Here is a 22437-nt window from a genome sequence, read left to right as displayed (position 1 = left end):
AAGGTAAATTTACACAATAGCCCCGGGTAGCGCAATGGAGTTTTCGATTGAAAGTGGACGAAAAACATTAATCAAGCAAATTCGCTCGTATTGATCTAATTCAGAAACTAAAATATCAGTTTCTTCTACTTGGTCCTCAACCAATAAGCGGGCACGTGTCGTTCCCCAATGCATCGGAGCTTCCGGTGTATACCAAACACCATCCTTCAAGAAAGCTAAATTAGCGATGGTACAATCCTGAATAATTCCATCTTTATGAAAAATCACTTCATCAGCCAAGGGGTGTGCCTCCAAAATATGCCGAAAAAATCCTCTTTCGGCCCATTTGAAGCCATAATCAATCTCGCCGCTATCAACCAAGGTGAATTTTTGAATCACTTTAGCTTCATATGGAAATAGCTCCACGGTTTGTGGATCCTCTGTATACGTAATCCGTAAGCGATGTATTCCTGTTTCGGGTAAGACAATTTTTGAAATCTCTTCGTGTACATCAAAAGGTTCCCACTCCTGAAAAAAGGTATCAAATGTTTCGTTGACACGCATTTGATGGAAGTCAAGATGAAGAGCCTGACCGTTTTGCACACAAATAGTTTCTAAAAATGAAAACATATTAAAAGGGGAGATATACTTTTTGAATGAGTTCGTTGTATTCTTTTTCAAGTTCTGAAAAAACGGTAATTCCACCGCCACTTTTGAAAATCAGTTGGCCCGATTTACGTTCAATAAATCGAATCATGACGCCAGAGTCTAAATTTTGGCCATCAAATTCACCCATGATTCCTGTGTAAAACCCACGATCATATTGCTCAGCCTCAGCGATGATTTGCATAGTAGAGGCTTTTGGAGCTCCTGTGATGGAGCCTGCAGGTAATAATTCGCTCAAAATAGACCCAATTTTTCCCTTCAATTCGGGAAGAAGTAACCCTGAAATTTGCGATGACATTTGCCACAAATCACCTTCATTTGTTTTTACCTGTTCCGTGTATTTATAGGAATCTACTTGAATAGGGAAGGCCACCCGACTTAAATCATTGCGGATTAGGTCAACAATCGTGGCATGTTCCGCTTGTTCTTTTTGATCTGCCATTAAGGTGTCCGTGGATGGATTTGATCGTACAGACGACGTTCCTTTCATTGGATAACTATAAATTTTGTGATCCTTAATTTGTATGAAACATTCAGGCGAGAACACGATAAATTCCTCCGCACATTTCATTTTGTAAGCCGCATGTGCTTGATCAAAAATGATTTGCAGAGGCACATTAACTTGAATAGGTGTTTCAGCCGTTAAATTAACCAAAAACGAGTTTCCCTTTTTTAGTTCCCGTTGGACATATTCAAATTTGTGCCGATAGGTTTCAAGGGGAATAGGGGATTTTGCAAAATGCACCGACTGCCCACTACCACTTGGTTTTTGTCGGATTTGAATATGTATACCTAGTTTTTGGGCCTCTTGTTTGGATCCAGCCCAAGCCTGTGTCCCATCATAACTGATGAAAAATTGGAAGGGTATACCTAGCATTCCCCACGTATCCATTTGTTCAGATACTTCCGCAAAAGGCACGAGAGGAATGGATGGAAACATCCTATAAATAGTTATTCGCTAATTCAAGAACTTTAGCTAATCCTGCAGGATTTTGTCCTCCAGCTGTGGCTAAGAAGGCTTGGCCGCCACCACCACCTTGCACTTCTTTCGCTAATTCGCGAACAATGGTACCGGCATTTAATGATTTTGACTCCACTAAATCTTTCGAAATGGCTAAGGCTAAACTGGCTTTGCCGTCAATTTCACTTACGAGTAAACAGAATAAACTTCCAGCTTCTGTTTGCAAATCAAATGCTACGTTTTTCAATGCATCTGCATTGGGTACGTTTACCTGAGCGATTAAAGCAGGTATTCCTGAAGCTGAACTAATTTGTTTAGCTAGTTCAGTTTTTAAACCTCCGATTTCTTTAGCTTGGTAGTTGGCAACCGTTTTTTGCAAGCTATTCGCATGTTCAATCAAGCTTGCCACTGCCTTCACCAAATCTTTTGGAGCCTTTAACAATGCATTTAATTCACTAATTACAGCCTCTTGCTCGCTTAAAAGCGCATAGGCTTGTTGGGACGTAATAGCCTCAATCCGACGAACACCCGTCGCAACAGATGTTTCAGTTATGATCTTACATAAACCGATTTCACCAGTTGATGGCACATGTGTACCTCCACAAAGTTCAACGGAATAGTTCTTGTCAAAGGTGATTACACGGACAAAATCGCCATATTTTTCACCAAACAACGCCATAGCTCCTTTTTCTTTCGCTTGTGCGATCGGAACATTTCGTTCTTCAAGTAAAGGAATGTTCTCGGCAATTTTGGCATTAACGATTTGTTCAATTTGTAGAATTTCATCGTCGGTGACTTTTTGAAAATGCGAGAAGTCAAAACGCAACAAGGCCTCATTTACGAGGGAGCCTTTTTGTGCCACGTGCTTGCCTAATACTTCTTGTAAAGCTGCTTGTAGTAAATGTGTCGCTGTGTGGTTTTGCGTAATCGTTCTTCTCCGATGGGTATTTATCTCAGCGATTACCTCGACATCTCCAGCTACTTGCTCGATACGTGCATCACTTAAAAAATGGACGATCAAGTCATTCTCTTTTTTAGTGTCAAGTACCTGTAATGTAATCCCAGAAGGCTTGAATGTTAAGGTTCCTGTATCACCTACCTGTCCGCCTGATTCTGCATAGAATGGAGTTTTTTCTAGGACAACTTTATATTGTACGCCACCTTTATTTTGAATCTTTTGATATTTTAAAACCTGTGTGTTTGTTTGGGTTTCATCGTAGCCTACAAATGAAACTTCTTCTCCTTCACGGACAATCATCCAATCTTCCGCACTTGCTCCTGCGTCTTTGCGTGAGCGTGCTTTTTGTTCTTGTAAAGCCTTGTTGAATCCAGCTTCGTCAATATCCATGCCTTTTTCACGCGCAATTAATGCCGTTAAATCTATCGGGAATCCGTAGGTATCATTTAGTTCAAACACGTCATCGCCTGAAAGAATTTTGCCGGAGCAGTCTTCCATTAATTTATCAAGTCGGATTAGACCTGTGGATAAGGTACGCAAGAAAGATACCTCCTCTTCGTAAATCACTTTGGCAACGAATGCTTCTTGGGCAATTAGTTCATCAAATACGCCGGTGAATTGTTTAGCCAATAAAGGGACTAATTCGTGCATAAATGGCTCTTTGAAGCCTAGATAGGTATAACCGTAACGTACGGCCCGACGTAATATACGGCGGATAACATAGCCAGCTTTGGCATTAGATGGCAACTGGCCATCAGCAATACAGAAAGCGATGGCACGAATGTGGTCAGCAATTACGCGTAATGCGATATCTGTCCATTTTTCATCCCCGTATTGCTTGCCTGCTTTTTGAGCAAGATATTGAATTGTTCCCTGAAAAACGTCGGTATCGTAATTGGATTGCTTCCCTTGAATCGCCATACAAAGGCGTTCAAAACCCATTCCTGTGTCTACATGTTTGTTGGGTAGTGGAACTAATGAACCGTCCGACATACGCTCAAATTGCATGAATACATTGTTCCAAATCTCAACGACTTGTGGATGATCTGCGTTAACTAAGGATTTTCCGGATACTTTGGCAACCTCGTCTGCATCACGTAAATCAATATGGATTTCTGAGCATGGTCCGCATGGGCCTGTTTCGCCCATTTCCCAGAAGTTATCTTTTTTATTTCCGTAAATGATACGGTCTTCACCCACAATCGCTTTCCAGATATCGAAAGCCTCTTGATCGAAAGGTACACCATCTTTTTTATCACCTTCAAAAACGGATACATAGATACGGTCTTTGGGTAATTTGAATACTTCTGTCAGTAATTCCCAGGACCAAGTAAGTGCCTCTTGTTTAAAATAATCACCAAATGACCAATTACCAAGCATTTCAAACATGGTGTGGTGGTAGGTATCGAATCCTACATCTTCCAGGTCGTTATGCTTTCCAGAAACGCGAAGACATTTTTGCGTGTCTGCGATACGTTTCGACGGAGGGGTTCCATTACCCAAGAAAAAATCCTTGAATTGTGACATACCTGAATTATTAAATAATAGGGTAGGGTCATTCTTAGCTACCAATGGGGCTGAAGGAACAATTAAGTGACCTTTAGATTGAAAAAAATCTAAGAACTGTTGGCGGATCTCCGAAGAAGTCATTTGGGCTAATTTTGGTAAGGGATTGGTTTAATGCGTCCTCTTGTTTATTTTTGTTTAGACAAGAATCGCAAAATTAGGTTTTTTTGTTGATTTTATTGATTCCTCGCATGGATTTAGATAAGCAATATTATTCGATTTCTGAAGTAGCCAAGCTATTTAAAGTCAATACATCCAAGTTGCGGTATTGGGAAGCACAATTTCCACACCTATTACCAAAGCGTACAGGAACTGGAATTCGTAAGTATACGCAGGTTGATATTGATAAAATCAAGGTGTTAGTGGACATGATCGATGTCAAAGGTCTAACCATTGAAGGAGCTAAACAAGCGCTAAATAACAAAGGGGCTGTCAAAAATCCCAATCAGGTTGTCATTAATCAGTTAACTGATATTCGTGATTTTTTACAAGTTTTATCTCAGGAATTAGAATAGTCGGTGCGTAGTTTCGTGGAAATCCTAGTCCATGCAATCCTCCGAAAAATTCTATCAAGTTGCCCTATCGCGTATTCCGCAAATCGGTGTTGTCAATGCACGAAGGCTCGTTTCTTATGCGGGCTCTGCTGCTGCAATTTTTCAAGCTTCACGCGCTGAACTTCAAAAAATACCCCATATAGGTCCCATTTTAGCTGAGTCTGTTTTTCAAAAGACCTACTTACAGGAAGCAGAATCGATTTTGCGTGCATGCGACTCAAGTCAAATTACCATCCTTTTTTACTTAGATGATTTGTATCCGGATCGATTAAAACATATTTATGATGCGCCATTGGTCTTGTATTATCAAGGGAGTTCTGATTTAAATCAAGCGCGTAGTTTAGCGGTCGTGGGCACACGGAAAGCCACTGATTACGGTAAGCGTATGACTCAATCCTTACTTGAACAATCTATCGGTTGCCCGGTCGTATTTGTGAGCGGGCTTGCTTATGGAATTGATATTGAAGTGCATAAACATTGCATTGACTTAGGGCTAGAGAATATAGCTGTGTTGGCCGGTGGATTTAATTATGTGTATCCGGCCAAGCATAAACGTTTTTTGGATCAAATGGTACAATGTGGTGGCGTCTTATCAGAATATCCCTTACATCAAAAGCCTGATCCACGTTTTTTCCCATTGCGTAATCGTATTATAGCCGGGATGACAGATGCAACTGTAGTGATTGAAGCAGCCGAAAAGGGTGGGGCATTAATTACCGCAGATTATGCTAATAATTATCATCGAGAGGTATTTGCTGTTCCAGGTAATTTGGAAAAAATATTTTCAGAAGGGTGCAATGCCTTAATTCAAAAACATAAAGCGACTATTTATACGAGTTGGGAAGCATTAGCCTTGCAGATGAATTGGGCAGAAGTAGGCGATCGAGTTCAGCCGAAAAAACAGGTTTCTTGGAGCAGGTTGACAGATGATGAAACTCAACTCATGGCAATTTTAGTCAAAGAAGGGGAATGTACGTTAGATCAACTTGCCTGGCGTGCACAAAAAAAGGTAACCGATTTGGCGATTACCTTATTAAATCTGGAGTTCCAAGGGTTGGTGAAAGCCTTACCTGGTTATATGTATCGGATAAAATAGCTTATTTACGCCATTCGCTTGGGTTCACACGCCAATCTTGCAGGGTGACCAATTGTGTTTCTGAGATGTAGTCTAATTTAACAGCTTCTTCCACAAGCACATCGTAGTTGCTGAGTGTATAAAATGGGACACCCGCATGTTTGAAATTTTCAGATGCAATTTCAAAACCGTAGGTGAAGATGGCAACCATACCGAGTACTTCGACGCCCTCCGAACGTAAGGCATCAGCTGCTTTAAGTGAGCTTCCACCGGTTGAAATTAGGTCTTCAATCAATACAGCTTTTTGACCTGGCTTAATACTGCCTTCAATTTGGTTTCCCATGCCATGTTTTTTGGGCTCTGGGCGAACATAGCAAAATGGTAAATCCAATAAATCTGCCACTAATGCACCTTGTGCAATGCCAGCTGTGGCAACCCCTGCAATGACATCAACGTCCTTGAAATAGCCTTTAATTGCTGCCGAAAGGCTGTTTTTGATGTAGGTTCTCGCCTCAGGATCTGAAAGTGAGATTCTATTGTCACAATAAATAGGTGACTTCCAGCCTGATGCCCAAGTAAACGGCTGGTCTGGTCGTAATCGAATCGCTTGAATGCGTAAAAGATGATGTGCGACTTCTTGTGAAATAGTTAAATTCTGCATGCTTGAGTTTCTTCAATAATTGATTTCACAAAAATAAGTATTCAGATTATCTTATCAGTATTTAATTCTATTTTTGCCAAAATTAAAATCCATTCATGGTCATTTTTATCAACGATCGCCCCATACGCCTTATCAAAAAATCAAAAAATAGTTTGTATCCTCCCATGGAAGATTACGATGTGATTTTAGATGTGCGTTTGAAGCCGATTAAAATTGCTGATTTCAAAGGGCATACGTGTTTATTGAACGTGGGGCCAGACCAGATGGAAAAAATTATTACAGAGTTGCATGCCGACAAGCCTTTTGATTTTCATTCCTTATATATTTTGACGGAACAAAAGAAAGAGCTCAAGAAACGGATTTGTTCACTTTATCAGGTTATTGAAGCAGCCGGTGGTGTCGTACTTAATCCGCAAAATGAGGTTCTTTGGATTTACCGCTTAGGTAAATGGGATTTGCCTAAAGGGAAATTGGAGAAAAATGAAAATTTTAGAAAAGCAGCGGTTCGTGAAGTTTTTGAAGAGTGTAATGTGGCAGCAGACCTAATTTCAAAGGTATGTACCACATATCATACCTATTCATTTAAGAATGAACGCATCTTGAAAAAAACAAAGTGGTATGTAATGGAATCCAAGCAGTCGGGAAAATTAAAGCCACAATTAGAGGAAAATATTGAACGCGTCGAATGGATTGCGCAAGATAAGATGAATAAAGTCGTGTCGGATACGTATAGTTCGATCCGTTATGTAATCCAACAATTCATCGTAAATCAAGCTCAAATACCATCTAAGGTATAAGGTAAGTATTCCCCTATTTCACTTCCATAGCGATGTAAATCACGTATAATCGTTGAGCTAATTGGCGCTAAGTGAGGTGATGTAATCAAGAATACAGTTTCTAATTCCTGGTTGATATGTCTGTTCACTTGTGAGATTGAGTTTTCATATTCGAAATCAGTTGTGTTTCGAAGTCCTCTGATGATGAATTTAGCTCCCACTTCCTTCGCCACATTGGCCGTCAAGTTTTGATAGGTAACTACCCGAACTGGTTTATCTTTAAACGTAGTCTCGATGTAATGTTTCATTTTGTCTAATGAAAAATAGCGCGACTTATTTGAATTTTGACCTATACCGATAACAACCTCATCAAATAAAGCTAAGGCTCTCAAGACAATATCTTCGTGTCCTTTGGTAAATGGATCAAAAGATCCGGGGAAAAATGCTGTTTTTGGCATCATATTAAATTAATTCGATAGGAATCTCCAGCTCAATCAAGCTTTGTCTTAAAATTGAATTTGTGTGCTCAGGACCCCGCAATTGAAATGTTTCGATTGTCCACTGAATTTCATAAGCTTCTCGAATAGAGTGTAGATAAAATGCAAGTTCAGTTGGCGATTCGTATGGAAAAACATTGGCTAGTTGCAATTGGCCTTGTTGTATCAAAATCACTAACACTGATTTTTCGAATAAATGCAGCTGTATTCGCGGATAAATATAAGCCTTTGTTTTAGCTAATTCATTAGCTAATAAATGTGAATAGTGAATCTGTGCTAGGGGGAAATTCAACACTAAAAAATCTTTCCAAACACTCGGGATCAAGAATAAAAGGTTGGCCTGAGCAAAATCTACAGCCTGTTCATGCACTTCATGGCCGTCGATTACACCTTCACCTAGAGCTTTTTCCAAGAAGCCAAGTCGGTAAATAGGTGAATCAAATTCCAAAGGGGTAAGTAAAAATAACTCGGTAGTTAGTTCAACAGAAATATGTTGAATCAATCGGATTTGAATTGATTGATCTAAAAGCCAATTTTTAATTGATAGTTGGGTAGAATTCCAAGGAAATAAGGCATCATTTGAATCAATTTTGAAACGAAGACCTGCTTTCTCGAGTTGTATCGAAAGTGAAATGGGAGTTTTAGCTTGAAGTGGAATTGTATTTCCTTTCACAGGTTGATTTTTCAAATTGCCCGAAATTGCAAAAAAAATAGCAATTAAGATATGATTTAGCCTTTTTTTCTAGGTACAAATTGAGTAATTTTGCGGCCTATTTAATCCATTCTTCATGTTATCTGTGTCTAACGTATCCCTGCGCTTTGGGAAAAGAGTTTTATTTGAGGAAGTAAACATCAAGTTTACGGAAGGAAACTGTTATGGTCTTATTGGTGCAAATGGTGCAGGGAAATCCACTTTCTTGAAAATTCTTTCAGGTGAAATTGAATCTCAAACTGGTAATATTAGTATGAATCCGGGAGAGCGAATGTCTATCCTGAAGCAGAATCATTTCGAGTTTGAAGAATCTCCCGTATTACAAACTGTCATCATGGGAAATAAGCGCTTGTATGACCTCATGCTTGAAAAGGATGCCATTTACATGAAGGAGGACTTTTCTGAGGCAGATGGAAATAAAGCTGCAGATCTAGAGGCAGAGTTTGCTGAATTAAATGGCTGGGAAGCCGAATCGGAAGCAGCTACTTTATTGAGTGGCTTAGGTATTAAAGAAGACATTCATTACACTTTGTTGCGTGATTTAAATGGTTCTGAAAAGGTGAAAGTTCTTTTAGCCCAAGCACTTTTTGGAAATCCTGATATTTTATTGTTGGATGAGCCAACTAACAACTTGGATATTGATTCCATTTTATGGTTAGAAGGCTTTTTACAAAACTTCAAAAATACCGTCATTGTTGTTTCTCACGATCGTCATTTCTTGGATAATGTGTGTACACATATTGCCGACTTAGATTTTGGAAAGATTCAATTATACGGAGGTACGTATACGTTTTGGTACGAGTCTTCTCAGTTGGCTGCACGTCAACGGACCGATCAGAATAAAAAAACGGATGAGAAGCGAAAAGAATTGGAAGAATTTATTCGTCGGTTCTCTGCTAATGTGGCGAAATCTAAGCAAGCGACTTCACGTCAAAAGATGTTAGAAAAGTTACAAGTAGATGATATAAAACCGTCTTCTCGTAAATATCCGTTCATCAACTTTAAGCCAGAGCGTGAGGCGGGAGACCAGTTATTGAGTGTGGAAAATTTGTCGGCCACTACGGAGGAAGGGGTTCCTTTATTTACAAATCTTTCTTTTACGGTTAATAAGGGTGATAAAGTTGCATTTTTAGCAAAAGATTCTTTAGCCATTACTGCGCTTTTTGATATTTTGATGGGTGAAGGTAAAGCGAGCTCTGGAGATTTTAAATGGGGAGTAACGACTACTCAGACATATTTGCCGAATGATAATGCCAACTACTTCAAGGATGACTCCATGAATTTAGTGGATTGGTTACGTCAATATTCAGTTGAAAAAGACGAGAGTTTTATTCGCGGATTTTTAGGCCGTATGTTGTTCTCTGGTGAAGAAGCCTTGAAAAAATGTACGGTGATATCAGGAGGAGAGAAGCAAAGGTGTATGTTTTCGCGAATGATGTTGTCCGGTGCCAATGTGCTGCTTTTCGATGAGCCTACAAATCACTTAGACCTAGAATCGATAACTGCCTTAAATAATGGTATGGTTGAGTTCACTGGCACCATGTTGTTTACATGTCATGATCATCAATTAACGAATACAGTGGCTAATCGAGTAATTGAGTTAGGCGCTAAATCAAATTTAGATAAGTTGATGACCTACGATGAATTCATCACAGACCCTGCGGTTAAAGGCCAGCGCTCTGTTTTATAATGTAAAAAGCCCTTGAATTTCAAGGGCTTTTTTATGAATTCAGTGTGTACTACAAAATAAATCGTGTCGATAAAAAATTTGATTGTTGGTTCTCAACAATTTGATTGACAATATCTTTATTCAGTTGGTTCGCTTTCGTAGCCACAACCGTACGAATCGAGAACGATCGTAATGCCGCTGTTACGGATAGTGTTCCTTCGGCGGAATCCTTACGGCCCGTGAATGGGAATGAATCTGGTCCACGCTGACATTGTGCGTTTACATTTACACGGGATACTTGATTGACTGTTTCGTCAATTAAAGCTGAAATTTGATTCACATCCGTACCGAAAATTGCGACTTGCTGGCCATGTGATGACTCATGAATGTAATCAATGGGCGTTGAAATATCTTCAAATGGAACAACAGGTACCACTGGGCCAAATTGCTCTTCATGCCAAACTTTCATTTTACTGTTGACAGGATACAATAGAGCAGGGAAGAAGATTGACTTGAAGTTTTCTCCACCATGTTTATTGATAACTGTGGCACCGTGTAATTTGGCATCTTCGATTAACTCCTTCAAATAGGCAGGTTTATTAGGTTCGGGTAGCGGTGTGATTTGTACACCAGGTTCCCACATCATGCCTAACTTTAAGGCTTCAATTTTTTCAGCAAGGCCTTTATTAAATGCTTCTGCCAATGATTTGTGAACAAATATGATTTTGATCGCAGTGCATCGTTGACCATTAAATGACAAGGATCCTAACAAACACTCATTGATGGCTACATCTAATTGTGCGCTTTCGGTTACAATCGCTGCGTTTTTGGCATCTAGACCTAAAATCGCACGTAGACGATTCACCTTTGGATGCATTTTCTTAAGCTTATCGGCAACTTTTGAAGATCCAATCAACGTCAAAACGTCAATTTTCCCAGATTCCATGAGTTGAGGTATGATTGAGTTTCCACGACCATATAGTGTGTTAATTACTCCGGCAGGGAAAGAATCTTTAAATGCTTCCAATAATGGGTAATGCAATAAAGTGCCGTGTTTTGGGGGTTTAAATAAAACGGTATTTCCCATTATTAGGGCTGGAATAAGCGTTGTAAATGTCTCATTTAAGGGGTAATTAAATGGTCCCATACACAAAACTACGCCTAATGGCGAACGTCTTACCTGGCCAATAATTCCTTCTTCAATTAAGAACGTAGAAGACGTACGATCAATATCTTTTAACGCACCGATGGTATCGTAAATATATTGAACTGTCCGATCAAATTCTTTTTGAGAGTCGGCAAGTGATTTGCCAATTTCCCACATGAGTAATTTGACAACTTCATCCCGTTTTTGGATCATCTTTTGCGTGAATTTCTCCACGCACTCGATTCGTTGGCTTACCGACATAGACGGCCATTCGCCCCGACCATTCGAATAGGCTTTGACACCTGCATACAATACCTCCATAGCATCTGTAGCATCGGTAATTGGATAAGATCCAATCCGTTTTTGCTCTAAACCTTTGTCGGTTTTGATATAAATAGGGGACCAAACATCTTGAGTCTTTCCTGACCATTGACGCATTTCACCATTGACTAAGTATTCACGTTGCTCAATGGGACTAGTTAGGTCAAATTCTTTTGGGATACTTGCTGCATCAGGAAACAGCTTTTGTAATTCACTTGCTTGCATTTGCTTCATCTTTTTTTTCGAATACAAAGTTCTTCGCTTTGTACATTGCTTTCAAAGCAAACAAGTAAAAGTTTAAATAGTTATATGATTTTTTAAAAATTTACTATTTTTAAAGGTTTATTTTTCTGATATCAATAGAAATTTGCGTCTAATCTGATTGATTTTAAATTTCTTTTGATCGGTAAAGCTACTTACACTTATTTGTTCAAAAAGATTTTTCCATGCGTGAAAAGTGCTACTATCGTTAGCAGAAAAGCTTATTTCGTCGATTTTTTTAGATTGCAAATATTCGCTAAATGTCATTTTATGCCAGTTTGTGTCTGTATTTTAAAAGAGAAATAAAGGCGATAATAGCTAAAATTCCACTCATTAGAAATGGCAAAGGAATATTTTTAGCGAATCCTTGATATACTTGGCCAGCAAAAAGAGCCCCCAGCCCAATGCCTAACTCCAATGCAATATACATGGTAGCCATGGCTCGTCCCATGTGGTTTTTATTAGCTAAATCCGTAGTCCATGCTGCTAATGTAGGGGTGTTAAAGCCCCAAGCAAAACCGAAAAGAATAGCTGAGGTAATGACCGTCAAAGGACTAGGTGCTAAAACCATTAGAAACATGGCTGCAGCTAAAACGAGTGCAGAATAGAGCAGGACGGGAATACGGCCATATTTATCTGATGTTTTTGAAAAGAATATCCGGACTACGATGGATGAAATGGTATAGATGGTGAAATATAGTCCTTTATTGTGCCATCCAATTATTTTGGAAATGTCTGGCATTAAGGTAACTACAACACCAGATGAAAAGGAAACAAATAACATAATCCAAAAAACGGGTAGTATGGTAGGTTCAAATACATCGCTCCAACCAATTTTAAATAGTTTACCTGATAATTTTGATTTCATGGATTTGGGAAGAGTTTCCTTCATGCGCAATAGGATCAAAATTGATAACAAGGCAAAAACGGATGATATCCAGAACATCTCTTGGAGGCCTATTTCACTAGCTAAATAACTGCCTATTGCAGGACCGATAGACATGCCGGTAGCCGTAAATATCCCTAATCCTCCTTGCGCTTCCCCTCTTCTATTCTCAGGAATTATATCAGCAACATACGCTGCTGTCGCTGTTGGTTTTGTTCCCGTGGACATGCCATGCAAAAATCGCAAAAATAGAAACCCTTGAACTGTATGGATAATTGGGTAGAGTCCACCGCATAAAAAGCATACCAATGAACCAAATGCCATAACGGGAATTCTCCCGATATGATCAGTCAATTTCCCTGAGAATGGCCTACTTAATGCAGCCGTCAGTGTAAATAATGCGATGATATATCCGATATACTCTTTCCCACCTAGGCTAGCTAAATAATCAGGTAATTCAGGAATAATCATTGAAAAACTAGCTGAGAACAAGAAATTACTTACACACAGAAGTACAAAATTCAACGTATAAATTGACGCAGGTTTTTCCATTAAATTTCTTCGATGAACGCCTTGGTCTCTTTTTTATTCATACCCATTAAAAAGGCTGGTAGCAAAATAAGGTTGCAAATCATAGCCATCAGTAGCGTGATGGAAACGAGAATTCCAAGTGCTTGTGTCCCTTTGAAGGTTGATGCAGTGAAAATAAAGAACCCAAAAAACAAGATCATGGCTGTGTAGAACATGGAAACACCGGTTTTTTGAATGGTGATTTGTACTGCTTTGGCAACATTATTTGAATTTTTAAACCATTCCTCCTTGTATCGCGTTAAAAAATATATGGTTCCATCGCTTGAAATACCAAAGGCAATAGAGAAAATTAGAATAGTACTTGGCTTTAATGCGATGTGAAAGAATCCCATCAAACCCGCCGTGATAATTAATGGTATTAAGGATGGGATGGTTGAAATAATGACCATTTTCCAGCTGCGGAATAAAAGTGCCATTAAAATACAAATTAGTATAATGGCCGTAATTGTGCTTTCTATCAGGTTTGTCTGCAAATAAGCTGTTTGAAATGCATAAATTACTGAGTTTCCTGTAATTTTTGCACCATAGGCCCGCGCATCACTTGCAGGTAAGATATCACCTGTTTCACTATCAGTTCGAAAAATAGTATCAATTTTTGGCTGAAGCTCATCGTACAGTTTTTGCGTACGGACAGTTCCAATATCGGCCATTTGAAAACTTATACGCGTAAATCGTTTTTCCTTATCTAAGAAACCTGCGAATAAATTTTGTTTCCCTTGTAAGCTACCTTGGAAATCTTTTAATTTTGAAAGTTCATCAATTCCCGGTAAGGTAAAATATTTGGGATCTCCGCCCCGATAGACTTGATAAAGGTATTTTGTTGCCGTAACTAAGGAGAGACCCTGCGTAAATTCAGGGTGTTGACCTATTAGTTTTTCAGTTCGTTTAATTTTTGCCAAGATTTCTGGCGAAAGTGCTCGGTCTGATTCATGTGCATCGATTGAAATTTCGAATGGCATAACGCCTTTGAAGTGTGTTTCGATAAATTTCAAATCGGTATAAATAGCATTTTCTCTTGGTAAATCGTCAACGATATAGCCTACAGCCTCTATTTTGCTTAAACCATACAGAGAAACAACAAGTAAAAAACCAATGATGCTATAGATGACTTTCCGACGCTTAAATACCCAAAATTCAACGCGCGTTAGAAATCGATTAATTCTCTTACTTTCAAAATGAGCTAAATCTTTCGCCTTTGGTGGATTTAAATAACTAAAAAAGATAGGAATCAATACCAAAGACAATAAGAATGTGAACATGACATTCAATGATGCGACTATGCCAAATTCCACAAGCAAGGCCGAACCCGTAAATGCAAATACACCAAACCCAATAGACGTAGTAATATTTGCTAAAAATAACGTTCGGCCCACAGTTGCTGTACTCCCCAGCAGTGAGGCTTCTTTATCTTTTGTTTCAGCGTAGTTTTCGTGATACTTATTTAACAGAAATATGACATTAGGAACCCCAATAACGACAATAAGCGGTGGAATTAGTCCGGATAAAAGTGTGATTTTAAATCCAAAAAGAACTATAGTTGCGAGTGAGGCTACGATGCCAATTAGAATTACGATTAGCGCAAAAAAGACAACTTGAATTGACCTGAAAAAATAAAATAAAATAAGGGAAGTTACGGCGATTGCCAACAACAGAAATAATACCAATTCATTCGTTACTTGTGACGTATATTCTGTGCGGATAAATGGCATTCCAGAATAGTGCAGCTGATTTTTTGTTTTAGCTGAATAGTGTTCACCAAGGGATTTGATTTTTTTGACTAGTGAAATCCTATTTTTATTGTTGATGGTCTTTTGATCAAGTGTAATCAACATCAAATGAACCCGGAGATCTTCTGTGAAAAGGAAATTTCGATAAATCGGTAATTTGTTGATTTTGGATTTTAATGAATCTAATTCAGCTTGCGAGCTATTTGTTGATCCCGCATACAGTGGTCTTGTTTTAAAGATTTTTCTTGTCGTATCAATATAGACTTCAGGTAGATTGGGTAATGCCAACATGGATTTAATACCTGCCTCTTTTTTTATTTCGGTAAATAAGTTATTCCATGCATCAAACTCAGCTGGTTTAAACAAATTTGGATTTTCCAATCCGATGACCATCACATTGCCATCCTCACCATATTTCTTCTTGAATGATTCGTACAACTGAAATTGTTCGTTCGATTGAGGAAGAATTTTAGCTAATTCATAGCTAAGTTGAATTTGGCTAGCTGTGTATGCCAACCATATCGTCGTAAAAAATAAAACACCTAGAATGGCTAATTTGAATTTGAGGATTTGAGTACCAATCCAATTCCATGATTTATTCATTGACTTCTCCTTTTAATATTTCAGCTAACGCTAAATCTTCTGATGTTGTGATTTTAATATTGGCATATGTCCCTTCTACTACATGTATATGTTCTCCTATATTTTCAACAACACTCGCATCATCTGTAAAATGGGAATTATATCCATTTGCGTATGCTTTTCGTAGCGTGTTTAATTTAAAAACTTGAGGTGTTTGAATAACACGTATATCCGCACGATTTACAGCTATAAAAGCTTTTTTTTCTTCGTTCCACATTCTAATTGAATCTTTTGATGGCATTGCAACGACCGCATTGCCGTATTTGGATGCTTCCTCAAATGCGTGTTGGATCGTTTGTTTACTTATCAATGGACGCACGCCATCATGTATTGCAACTAAACATTCAGTCCCATAGGTAATGGCTTGGATACCAGCTAAGCTAGAATGGAATCGGGTTTCTCCTCCGGCAACTAATTTGTGAGGAGTTTGTGTAAGAATTTCAGGATATTTCTTTCCTAGTGTGGCCCAATGATCGAATTGATCTTGTGGTAAGACTAGAATTAATTCAATATCTGGAATGGCTGCTTTGAATGCTGCCAAGGTATGAAAAAGAATGGGTTTATTTTGAAGCAGTAAAAATTGCTTCGGTACCGACGAATTCATGCGTTGTCCGCTACCTCCCGCAACTATAATTGCTATTTTTTTCAAAATAAACCCATTTACAATTAAATTATTAACATTACGTCGCCGTAACTAAAGAAGCGATATTTCTCCTTAATGGCTTGTTGGTATGCATCTTGAATCAAATCATATCCACCAAAAGCACATGACATCATGTATAAAATAGATTCAGGTAAATGGAAATTTGTTAAAAGGGCAGTTGGTATTTTAAACTCGTATGGCGGGAAGATAAATTTATCTGTCCAAGAATCAATCGGTTTTAAGTGGCCGCTTGCTGAAACAGATGATTCCAAGGCTTTCATAACTGTAGTTCCTACGGCCAACACATGTTTTTTGCCATCAATAGCTTGATTGACATAATCACATGTATCTTGGTTAATCATAAAATGTTCTGAATCGGTTTTATGTTTTGTAAGATCTTCAACATCTACTTGGCGAAAAGTTCCTAATCCGATATGAAGGGTAAGTGGCGTAAATTGGGTTCCATTTAACTCCATACGCTTCATGATAATTTTGGAGAAGTGTAATCCGGCAGTTGGTGCTGCTACCGCACCCACGTGCTCTGCATAAATTGTTTGAAAACGGTCACGATCTTCTTCTGTCGCCGCGCGCTTAAGACGAATCTCATCTGGAAGTGGCGTTTCACCTAATTCGTGAATTGCCGCCATGAGCGCTTCATGATCGCCATCGTATAAAAAACGAATGGTACGCCCACGCGATGTGGTATTATCAATAACCTCAGCTACTAAATCTGAATCGCCAAAATATAATTTATTTCCTACTCGAATTTTTCTTGCTGGGTCGACCAATACATCCCATAAACGGTGTTCGCGGTTTAATTCACGTAACAAAAACACTTCGATTTGAGCACCTGTTTTCTCTTTGTTTCCATAAAGACGGGCAGGGAAAACTTTGGTATTGTTCGTTACTAAAACATCTCCATCTCCAAAATAATCTACGATATCTGTAAATTTCTTATGCTCAATGGTTTTTTCCTTTCGGTTAATGACCATCATGCGAGCGTCTTCGCGATTTTCTGTGGGGTTTAAAGCAATTAAGTTTTGTGGTAAATCAAATCTGAATTCAGATAATTTCATTCGGATGGGGTTTGAAATGAATTTATGATTCCAATTGCGTGCGCAATTGGTGCATAAAATTTGCAATTTTACAAATATACACTTTTGAAGGGGGGCTTGTCAAGGTATATTTTAAACAATTTGAAAAAAGTCAGGTTTTAAATTACTAAGTACTATCCTATGCAGTCAGTTTCTATTTTTTGGTTTCGGCGTGATTTACGAATTACGGATAATCATGGCCTTTGGGCAGCTCTGAAAGGAGACAATCCCGTATTGCCACTATTTATTTTTGATCCCACCATCTTAGAACGGTTGGAAGATCACCGTGATGCCCGAGTTGAGTTTATTCATAATTCTTTATCTGAATTAAAATCGAATATTCAGAAACAAGGTGGAGATCTTTGTGTGTTACATGCGCAACCATTGGAGGCATTCAAGAATTTACAATCTCAGTATACGATTCGTGCTATTTACGCGAATCATGATTATGAGAAGTATGGATGTGATCGCGATGATGTCATTATGCGTTGGGCTGAATCTCAGCAAATTAAATTTCACACCTATAAAGATCAAGCGATTTTTGAAAAAAATGAGGTTTTAAGCGGCCAAGGTACTCCTTATACCGTATTTACTCCTTATTCGCGAAAATGGAAAGAGCGCCTTCGTACAGAACCTATCGTTCAGTTTCCTTCTGAAGAACTTCAAAACTATTTATCAGCGAAATTTGATATTTTGAGTTTAGAATCAATTGGATTTGAATCGGCGGGATTGGCTTTTTCTAAGCCAACAGTTGCAGATGATTTAATTCGTAATTATGGAGAGCGTAGGGATTTTCCTGCATTACCAGGGACGAGTAGGTTATCTGTCCATTTGCGATTTGGTACAGTTTCGATTCGAAGTCTTGTTTTGCAAGCGATAGGAAAATCAGAAGTATGGTTGAATGAATTAATTTGGCGGGACTTTTATTTTAACATTTTACATCATTTTCCGCATATATCCACTGGTCATGCTTTTCGCAAAGAATATGATCGTATGGAATGGCGAAATAATGAAGAGGAGTTTGATGCTTGGAAGCAAGGCCAAACTGGTTATCCGATTGTAGATGCAGGAATGCGAGAATTGAATTCGACCGGATTCATGCATAATCGTGTTCGAATGATTGTTGCGAGTTTTTTGGTCAAACATTTATTGATTGATTGGCGCTGGGGAGAAGCCTATTTTGCTGCCAAATTAGTAGATTTTGATTTTTCTGCCAATAATGGTGGTTGGCAATGGGCAGCTGGTTCTGGTTGCGATGCGGCTCCTTATTTTCGAGTTTTTAATCCCACCCTGCAAACTAAAAAATTTGATGGTGAGTTGGCATACATTCGTAAATGGGTACCAGAATTTCAAGAGTTAAGTTATGCTAAACCTATTGTAAATCATGAATTTGCCAGAGAACGTGTTTTAGCCGCCTATAAGAAAGCTTTAGCTAAGGTTTAGTATACATTTTTTCCAGCAATGGAGTAGTTGGTCAAATCAATTGTCAGAAAGCCAATTTTCAAATTTACTTCCATTTTAAATGGTACCTGATAGGTGTCATTCGTTATCCATAGTTGAATCGCATCTTCTTCTTTAAACATCTTATTTTTTGGTAGCACCAAGGTGGTTCGTATACAATTTTTATTTCCCAAAGGACTTTCGATTTTTTCAAATCCTTTCACGATAAACCAAATTTCATAGATACTACCGTCAACTAATATATTGGCTTTTTGCTTATGGCCTATTTTCATATCACCTAAAGGCTTATCTCGTAAGAAAAAATAGCCTCCAATTAAATCTAATGTGGAATGATTTATCGCTAAATTTTTGGCTGTTGGCGTGTTTTGTGGCGAGTTTATTTTAGCTACTGAATTGGCATGATCAAATAGGACTGTTTCTGTTTTTCGGTATCGACCTTCCTTTTTACGCATCTCCGTTTTAATTGGTAGATGGGAGTCGGTATCTAGGTAAGCAGACCAATAATCAACTACGGGCGATATGATATCTAGTATACCAACAGTTTTACCCGTTATTTCAATTTTTCGAGTTTGTTGGCCATTTACTTGTTGCGTTTGTCCACTCGTGTGAATTGTTGCTTCTGCGGCATTAATAAAACCGAGATGTATGCGGTATTTTAAATGTTCGTTAGCTAAAATACTGGAATTTTCTTGGCATAAAATTGGGTGGATGGTAACCAATAATATGATAATTACATGTAAGTGTTTGCTGAAAAAAGACGGTTTGAATTGCAAGAGCTTGGTTTTAATTACGAAGGATTTATTTGACGATAGAATATCATTTTATTTGTTTTTTCATTACGTGGTATTTCCTATTTTTGTTTGGATTTAAATGAAAGACATATAATCTACAAGGAACATTCAAAATTATCAATAAATATAACATGGCAAAACAATCGGATAGCGCACAAGGTCTTGCAGCTGAGAAATTAAAGGCACTGCAGACTACTTTGGAAAAATTAGATAAGGCTTACGGGAAAGGGACTGTGATGCGTTTGTCAGATAGTAAGGTTATGGATGTTCCTGTCATATCAACAGGTTCATTAGGCTTAGATTTAGCTTTAGGTATTGGCGGTGTACCGCGTGGTCGTGTAGTTGAAATTTATGGACCAGAATCCTCTGGTAAAACAACATTAACCTTACATTGTATTGCTGAGGCACAGAAAGCGGGTGGTTTAGCTGCTTTTATCGATGCAGAACATGCATTTGATCGATCTTATGCCGAAAAACTAGGTATTGATACGGAGAATTTATTGATTTCACAGCCAGATAATGGCGAGCAAGCACTTGAGATTGCGGAGCATTTGATTAGCTCTGGTGCTATTGATATTATTGTTATTGATTCGGTTGCGGCATTAGTTCCTAAAGCTGAAATTGAAGGGGAGATGGGGGATTCAAAAATGGGTCTTCAGGCTCGATTGATGTCACAGGCTTTACGTAAATTGACTGGTACAATCAACAAAACGGGTTGTTGCTGTATTTTCATCAATCAACTACGTGATAAGATTGGTGTTATGTTTGGAAGTCCAGAAACAACTACAGGTGGTAATGCTCTGAAATTTTATGCTTCTGTTCGTTTAGATATTCGTCGGGCTGGTCAAATCAAAGAAAGCGCTGATTCCATTACAGGTAATCGTACGCGTGTAAAAGTTGTGAAAAATAAAATGGCTCCTCCTTTTAAAGTGGTTGAGTTTGATATTATGTATGGTGAAGGAATTTCGAAAGCTGGTGAAGTGCTTGACTTGGGTGTAGATTTAGGTGTAGTTGATAAGTCGGGGTCTTGGTTTTCGTATAATGGGAATCGCTTAGGACAAGGCCGTGATGCCGTAAAAGATTTGATCAAGGATAATCCTGAATTGATGGATGAGCTTGAGCAAAAGATTAAAGAAAAGGTCAAAGGTGACGATAAAGCTCTAATTGATAAAGATGTTGTTGCAGAAGAATAGATTTATCTAGTAAACTAAAAAAAGAGGCTTAAGCCTCTTTTTTTAGTTTAATGCTATATTAAAGCGATTAAAGAGTTTTTTAACCGTTTTCTCTACATTCTTGTCGGATTCTATTGCCTCGGAAATTGATTGTACAGCATGAATAACCGTGCTATGGTCACGGCCTCCAAAATGATAACCAATTGATTTTAAGGGTAGATTTGTAAGTTCCTTCAGCATGTACATGGCTACTTGTCTAGGAAAAACATTTTGTTTTTTTCTGCATTTTCCTTTAAGCGTTTGCATATCTACATCAAAGTGTGTCGTAATTGCCTCCAAGATATTGTCGACACTAAGTTCTTTTTCTTGATCGTTGACAATGGATTTTAATGTTGACTTGGCTAATTCCAGATCAATTTCTTTTCTAGTTAAAGAGGCTTGCGCCATTAATGAGATGATGACGCCCTCCAACTCGCGTACATTCGTTTGGATCGAATGCGCTAAATATTCCAAAACATCAAAATTGATTTGAATTCCATCGTCTTGCAATTTCTTTTGTATAATGGCAATACGAGTTTCAAAATCAGGTTGTTGTAAATCAGCAGTCAAGCCCCATTTAAACCGACTTAATAAACGGTCTTCCATACCTGCCAAATCTCGAGGTGCGCGGTCAGAAGACAGAATTATTTGTTTACCTGATTGATGTAAATGATTAAATATATTAAAAAACGTTTCTTGTGTTTTTTCTTTTCCAGAAAGAAATTGTACATCATCAATAATTAATACATCAACCTGAAGGTAAAAGTTGGTAAATGTCTCAATTGAATTATTCCGAATCGCATTAACAAATTGATTTGTGAATTTTTCAGTTGACACATATAAGACAAATTTCTCTGGGAATTCCTCTTTAATCTGATTTCCGATTGCCTGAATTAAGTGTGTTTTACCTAATCCTACTCCTCCGTAAATCATCAATGGATTAAATGAAGTTAAACCAGGTTTATTGGCCACAGCCATACCTGCCGCACGGCCTAATCGATTGCAATCTCCTTCAATAAACTTGTCAAATGTATATTTTGGAATTAGATATGAATCTAATGCCAATGAATCTAAATCTTTAAATTGAAATGGATTTCTTGTTGAATTCTGTTGATCGTTTTGCTGGTTCGATAGGTTATTTGAACCTTGTGAAACAGTAGGTAGATTAAACGTAATTGGTGGATTTTTTCGATCTCCTTTATCTATGACGATCGAATATTCTAACATACCACGTTTACCAATCGTCTGGTCAATAGCTTTGCGTAAAACGGCAACATAGTTTTCTTCCAACCACTCATAGAAGAATTGGGAAGGAACTTGAATCGTTAATGTATTATGCTGAAATTTTAAAGGAACTATTGGCGCAAACCAAGTTGAAAAACTTTGGCTAGAAACATCCTCTCGGATAATTTCCAAACATCGTAGCCATAAGTCTTTTAATTCAGTTTGCATTTATTTGTTTACGTATTTTTAGAGACAAAAATTCCTTGCCAACTAATTAAAGGTTAACCTTCAAAAGTTGGTTTATTTATAACTTCAATGAAGTGGTTTTATTTACTACGAAAAACGAATTCGTTTTTTTAGCGGG

At 38.1% G+C, this 22437-nt stretch carries 19 protein-coding genes; 6 read left to right on the top strand and 13 right to left on the bottom strand.

Annotated elements, in window-relative coordinates; genetic code table 11:
* Nucleotides 1-9 precede the first annotated feature (9 nt).
* From ACIQ6T_RS06925 to alaS, 3 genes are read right to left on the bottom strand one after another with little or no spacing between them, the layout of a single operon-like run.
* The gene (locus ACIQ6T_RS06925; RefSeq protein ID WP_395785180.1) at nt 10-609 is read right to left on the bottom strand and encodes an aminotransferase class IV; all 600 of its coding nucleotides are present in this window, start codon (nt 607-609) and stop codon (nt 10-12) included.
* 1 nt (nt 610) lies between these two features.
* Entirely contained in the window at nt 611-1585 is a 975-nt protein-coding gene (locus ACIQ6T_RS06920; RefSeq protein ID WP_395785179.1) for an aminodeoxychorismate synthase component I, read from the bottom strand.
* 1 nt (nt 1586) lies between these two features.
* Nucleotides 1587-4214 (bottom strand): alanine--tRNA ligase, encoded by a 2628-nt coding sequence (gene alaS, locus ACIQ6T_RS06915; RefSeq protein ID WP_395785178.1) that lies wholly within the window; start codon nt 4212-4214, stop codon nt 1587-1589.
* An 83-nt stretch (nt 4215-4297) separates the two neighbouring features.
* Between alaS and ACIQ6T_RS06910 the strand changes: the two genes are divergently transcribed.
* Complete coding sequence (locus ACIQ6T_RS06910; RefSeq protein ID WP_395785177.1) at nt 4298-4645, top strand: MerR family transcriptional regulator; 348 nt, start codon at nt 4298-4300, stop codon at nt 4643-4645.
* 31 nt (nt 4646-4676) lie between these two features.
* Nucleotides 4677-5780: a DNA-processing protein DprA gene (gene dprA, locus ACIQ6T_RS06905; RefSeq protein WP_395785176.1), complete on the top strand. Its 1104-nt coding sequence runs from the start codon at nt 4677-4679 to the stop codon at nt 5778-5780.
* Between the two features lies 1 nt (nt 5781).
* Here the strand turns inward: dprA and pyrE are convergent, their stop codons facing one another.
* Nucleotides 5782-6420, bottom strand: a complete 639-nt coding sequence (gene pyrE / locus ACIQ6T_RS06900) for an orotate phosphoribosyltransferase (RefSeq protein WP_395785175.1) — start codon at nt 6418-6420, stop codon at nt 5782-5784.
* 95 nt (nt 6421-6515) lie between these two features.
* Between pyrE and ACIQ6T_RS06895 the strand changes: the two genes are divergently transcribed.
* Nucleotides 6516-7217, top strand: coding sequence for an NUDIX hydrolase (locus ACIQ6T_RS06895; protein ID WP_395785174.1), 702 nt, complete (start codon nt 6516-6518; stop codon nt 7215-7217).
* Here ACIQ6T_RS06895 and coaD read toward each other — a convergent pair.
* Entirely contained in the window at nt 7196-7654 is a 459-nt protein-coding gene (coaD, locus tag ACIQ6T_RS06890; protein WP_395785188.1) for a pantetheine-phosphate adenylyltransferase, read from the bottom strand. The two genes, ACIQ6T_RS06895 and coaD, sit on opposite strands and share 22 nt — an antisense overlap.
* Before the next feature lie 4 nt (nt 7655-7658).
* On the bottom strand, nt 7659-8381 hold the full coding sequence (locus ACIQ6T_RS06885; RefSeq protein WP_395785173.1) for a DUF3822 family protein: 723 nt from the start codon (nt 8379-8381) through the stop codon (nt 7659-7661).
* Between the two features lie 100 nt (nt 8382-8481).
* On the opposite strand from ACIQ6T_RS06885, the gene ACIQ6T_RS06880 reads away from it, so the two are divergent.
* On the top strand, nt 8482-10095 hold the full coding sequence (locus tag ACIQ6T_RS06880) for an ABC-F family ATP-binding cassette domain-containing protein (RefSeq protein ID WP_395785172.1): 1614 nt from the start codon (nt 8482-8484) through the stop codon (nt 10093-10095).
* A gap of 49 nt (nt 10096-10144) precedes the next feature.
* Here the strand turns inward: ACIQ6T_RS06880 and ACIQ6T_RS06875 are convergent, their stop codons facing one another.
* The 5 genes from ACIQ6T_RS06875 to queA form a co-directional block, all read right to left on the bottom strand.
* Nucleotides 10145-11776, bottom strand: a complete 1632-nt coding sequence (locus ACIQ6T_RS06875; RefSeq protein WP_395785171.1) for an NADP-dependent glyceraldehyde-3-phosphate dehydrogenase — start codon at nt 11774-11776, stop codon at nt 10145-10147.
* Nucleotides 11777-12071: 295 nt separating this feature from the next.
* On the bottom strand, nt 12072-13241 hold the full coding sequence (locus tag ACIQ6T_RS06870) for an MFS transporter (protein ID WP_395785170.1): 1170 nt from the start codon (nt 13239-13241) through the stop codon (nt 12072-12074).
* Nucleotides 13241-15610, bottom strand: coding sequence for an RND family transporter (locus ACIQ6T_RS06865; RefSeq protein ID WP_395785169.1), 2370 nt, complete (start codon nt 15608-15610; stop codon nt 13241-13243). The genes ACIQ6T_RS06870 and ACIQ6T_RS06865 overlap by 1 nt, the downstream gene beginning before the upstream one ends.
* Complete coding sequence (locus tag ACIQ6T_RS06860) at nt 15603-16298, bottom strand: 2-C-methyl-D-erythritol 4-phosphate cytidylyltransferase (protein WP_395785168.1); 696 nt, start codon at nt 16296-16298, stop codon at nt 15603-15605. The genes ACIQ6T_RS06865 and ACIQ6T_RS06860 overlap by 8 nt, the downstream gene beginning before the upstream one ends.
* A gap of 17 nt (nt 16299-16315) precedes the next feature.
* Nucleotides 16316-17368, bottom strand: a complete 1053-nt coding sequence (queA, locus tag ACIQ6T_RS06855) for a tRNA preQ1(34) S-adenosylmethionine ribosyltransferase-isomerase QueA (RefSeq protein WP_395785167.1) — start codon at nt 17366-17368, stop codon at nt 16316-16318.
* A 159-nt stretch (nt 17369-17527) separates the two neighbouring features.
* Between queA and ACIQ6T_RS06850 the strand changes: the two genes are divergently transcribed.
* Nucleotides 17528-18829, top strand: a complete 1302-nt coding sequence (locus ACIQ6T_RS06850) for a cryptochrome/photolyase family protein (RefSeq protein WP_395785166.1) — start codon at nt 17528-17530, stop codon at nt 18827-18829.
* On the opposite strand, the gene ACIQ6T_RS06845 is transcribed toward ACIQ6T_RS06850, so the two are convergent.
* A complete protein-coding gene (locus tag ACIQ6T_RS06845; protein WP_395785165.1) occupies nt 18826-19620 on the bottom strand; it encodes a DUF3108 domain-containing protein in 795 nt (264 codons plus the stop codon). The genes ACIQ6T_RS06850 and ACIQ6T_RS06845 overlap by 4 nt on opposite strands.
* Before the next feature lie 149 nt (nt 19621-19769).
* On the opposite strand from ACIQ6T_RS06845, the gene recA reads away from it, so the two are divergent.
* Nucleotides 19770-20831 (top strand): recombinase RecA, encoded by a 1062-nt coding sequence (gene recA, locus ACIQ6T_RS06840; RefSeq protein ID WP_395785164.1) that lies wholly within the window; start codon nt 19770-19772, stop codon nt 20829-20831.
* 42 nt (nt 20832-20873) lie between these two features.
* Here the strand turns inward: recA and dnaA are convergent, their stop codons facing one another.
* Nucleotides 20874-22301 (bottom strand): chromosomal replication initiator protein DnaA, encoded by a 1428-nt coding sequence (gene dnaA, locus ACIQ6T_RS06835; protein ID WP_395785163.1) that lies wholly within the window; start codon nt 22299-22301, stop codon nt 20874-20876.
* Nucleotides 22302-22437: the final 136 nt, after the last annotated feature.

It is taken from the genome of Aquirufa sp. (assembly GCF_044377215.1).
In the GTDB taxonomy this organism is placed as follows: domain Bacteria; phylum Bacteroidota; class Bacteroidia; order Cytophagales; family Spirosomataceae; genus Aquirufa.
Note: the sequence above shows the minus strand (reverse complement) of the source record. Positions and strands in the feature narration are given on the sequence as shown.

Excerpts from the sequence above, each read along its gene's own strand:
- ACIQ6T_RS06865 (WP_395785169.1), bottom strand. The coding sequence starts at position 15,610 with ATGAATAAATCATGGAATTGGATTGGTACTCAAATCCTCAAATTCAAA.
- alaS (WP_395785178.1), bottom strand. The coding sequence starts at position 4,214 with ATGACTTCTTCGGAGATCCGCCAACAGTTCTTAGATTTTTTTCAATCT.
- recA (WP_395785164.1), top strand. The coding sequence starts at position 19,770 with ATGGCAAAACAATCGGATAGCGCACAAGGTCTTGCAGCTGAGAAATTA.
- ACIQ6T_RS06875 (WP_395785171.1), bottom strand. The coding sequence starts at position 11,776 with ATGAAGCAAATGCAAGCAAGTGAATTACAAAAGCTGTTTCCTGATGCA.
- ACIQ6T_RS06850 (WP_395785166.1), top strand. The coding sequence starts at position 17,528 with ATGCAGTCAGTTTCTATTTTTTGGTTTCGGCGTGATTTACGAATTACG.
- ACIQ6T_RS06920 (WP_395785179.1), bottom strand. The coding sequence starts at position 1,585 with ATGTTTCCATCCATTCCTCTCGTGCCTTTTGCGGAAGTATCTGAACAA.
- ACIQ6T_RS06870 (WP_395785170.1), bottom strand. The coding sequence starts at position 13,241 with ATGGAAAAACCTGCGTCAATTTATACGTTGAATTTTGTACTTCTGTGT.
- dnaA (WP_395785163.1), bottom strand. The coding sequence starts at position 22,301 with ATGCAAACTGAATTAAAAGACTTATGGCTACGATGTTTGGAAATTATC.
- queA (WP_395785167.1), bottom strand. The coding sequence starts at position 17,368 with ATGAAATTATCTGAATTCAGATTTGATTTACCACAAAACTTAATTGCT.
- ACIQ6T_RS06880 (WP_395785172.1), top strand. The coding sequence starts at position 8,482 with ATGTTATCTGTGTCTAACGTATCCCTGCGCTTTGGGAAAAGAGTTTTA.
- ACIQ6T_RS06925 (WP_395785180.1), bottom strand. The coding sequence starts at position 609 with ATGTTTTCATTTTTAGAAACTATTTGTGTGCAAAACGGTCAGGCTCTT.
- pyrE (WP_395785175.1), bottom strand. The coding sequence starts at position 6,420 with ATGCAGAATTTAACTATTTCACAAGAAGTCGCACATCATCTTTTACGC.
- dprA (WP_395785176.1), top strand. The coding sequence starts at position 4,677 with ATGCAATCCTCCGAAAAATTCTATCAAGTTGCCCTATCGCGTATTCCG.
- ACIQ6T_RS06895 (WP_395785174.1), top strand. The coding sequence starts at position 6,516 with ATGGTCATTTTTATCAACGATCGCCCCATACGCCTTATCAAAAAATCA.
- coaD (WP_395785188.1), bottom strand. The coding sequence starts at position 7,654 with ATGCCAAAAACAGCATTTTTCCCCGGATCTTTTGATCCATTTACCAAA.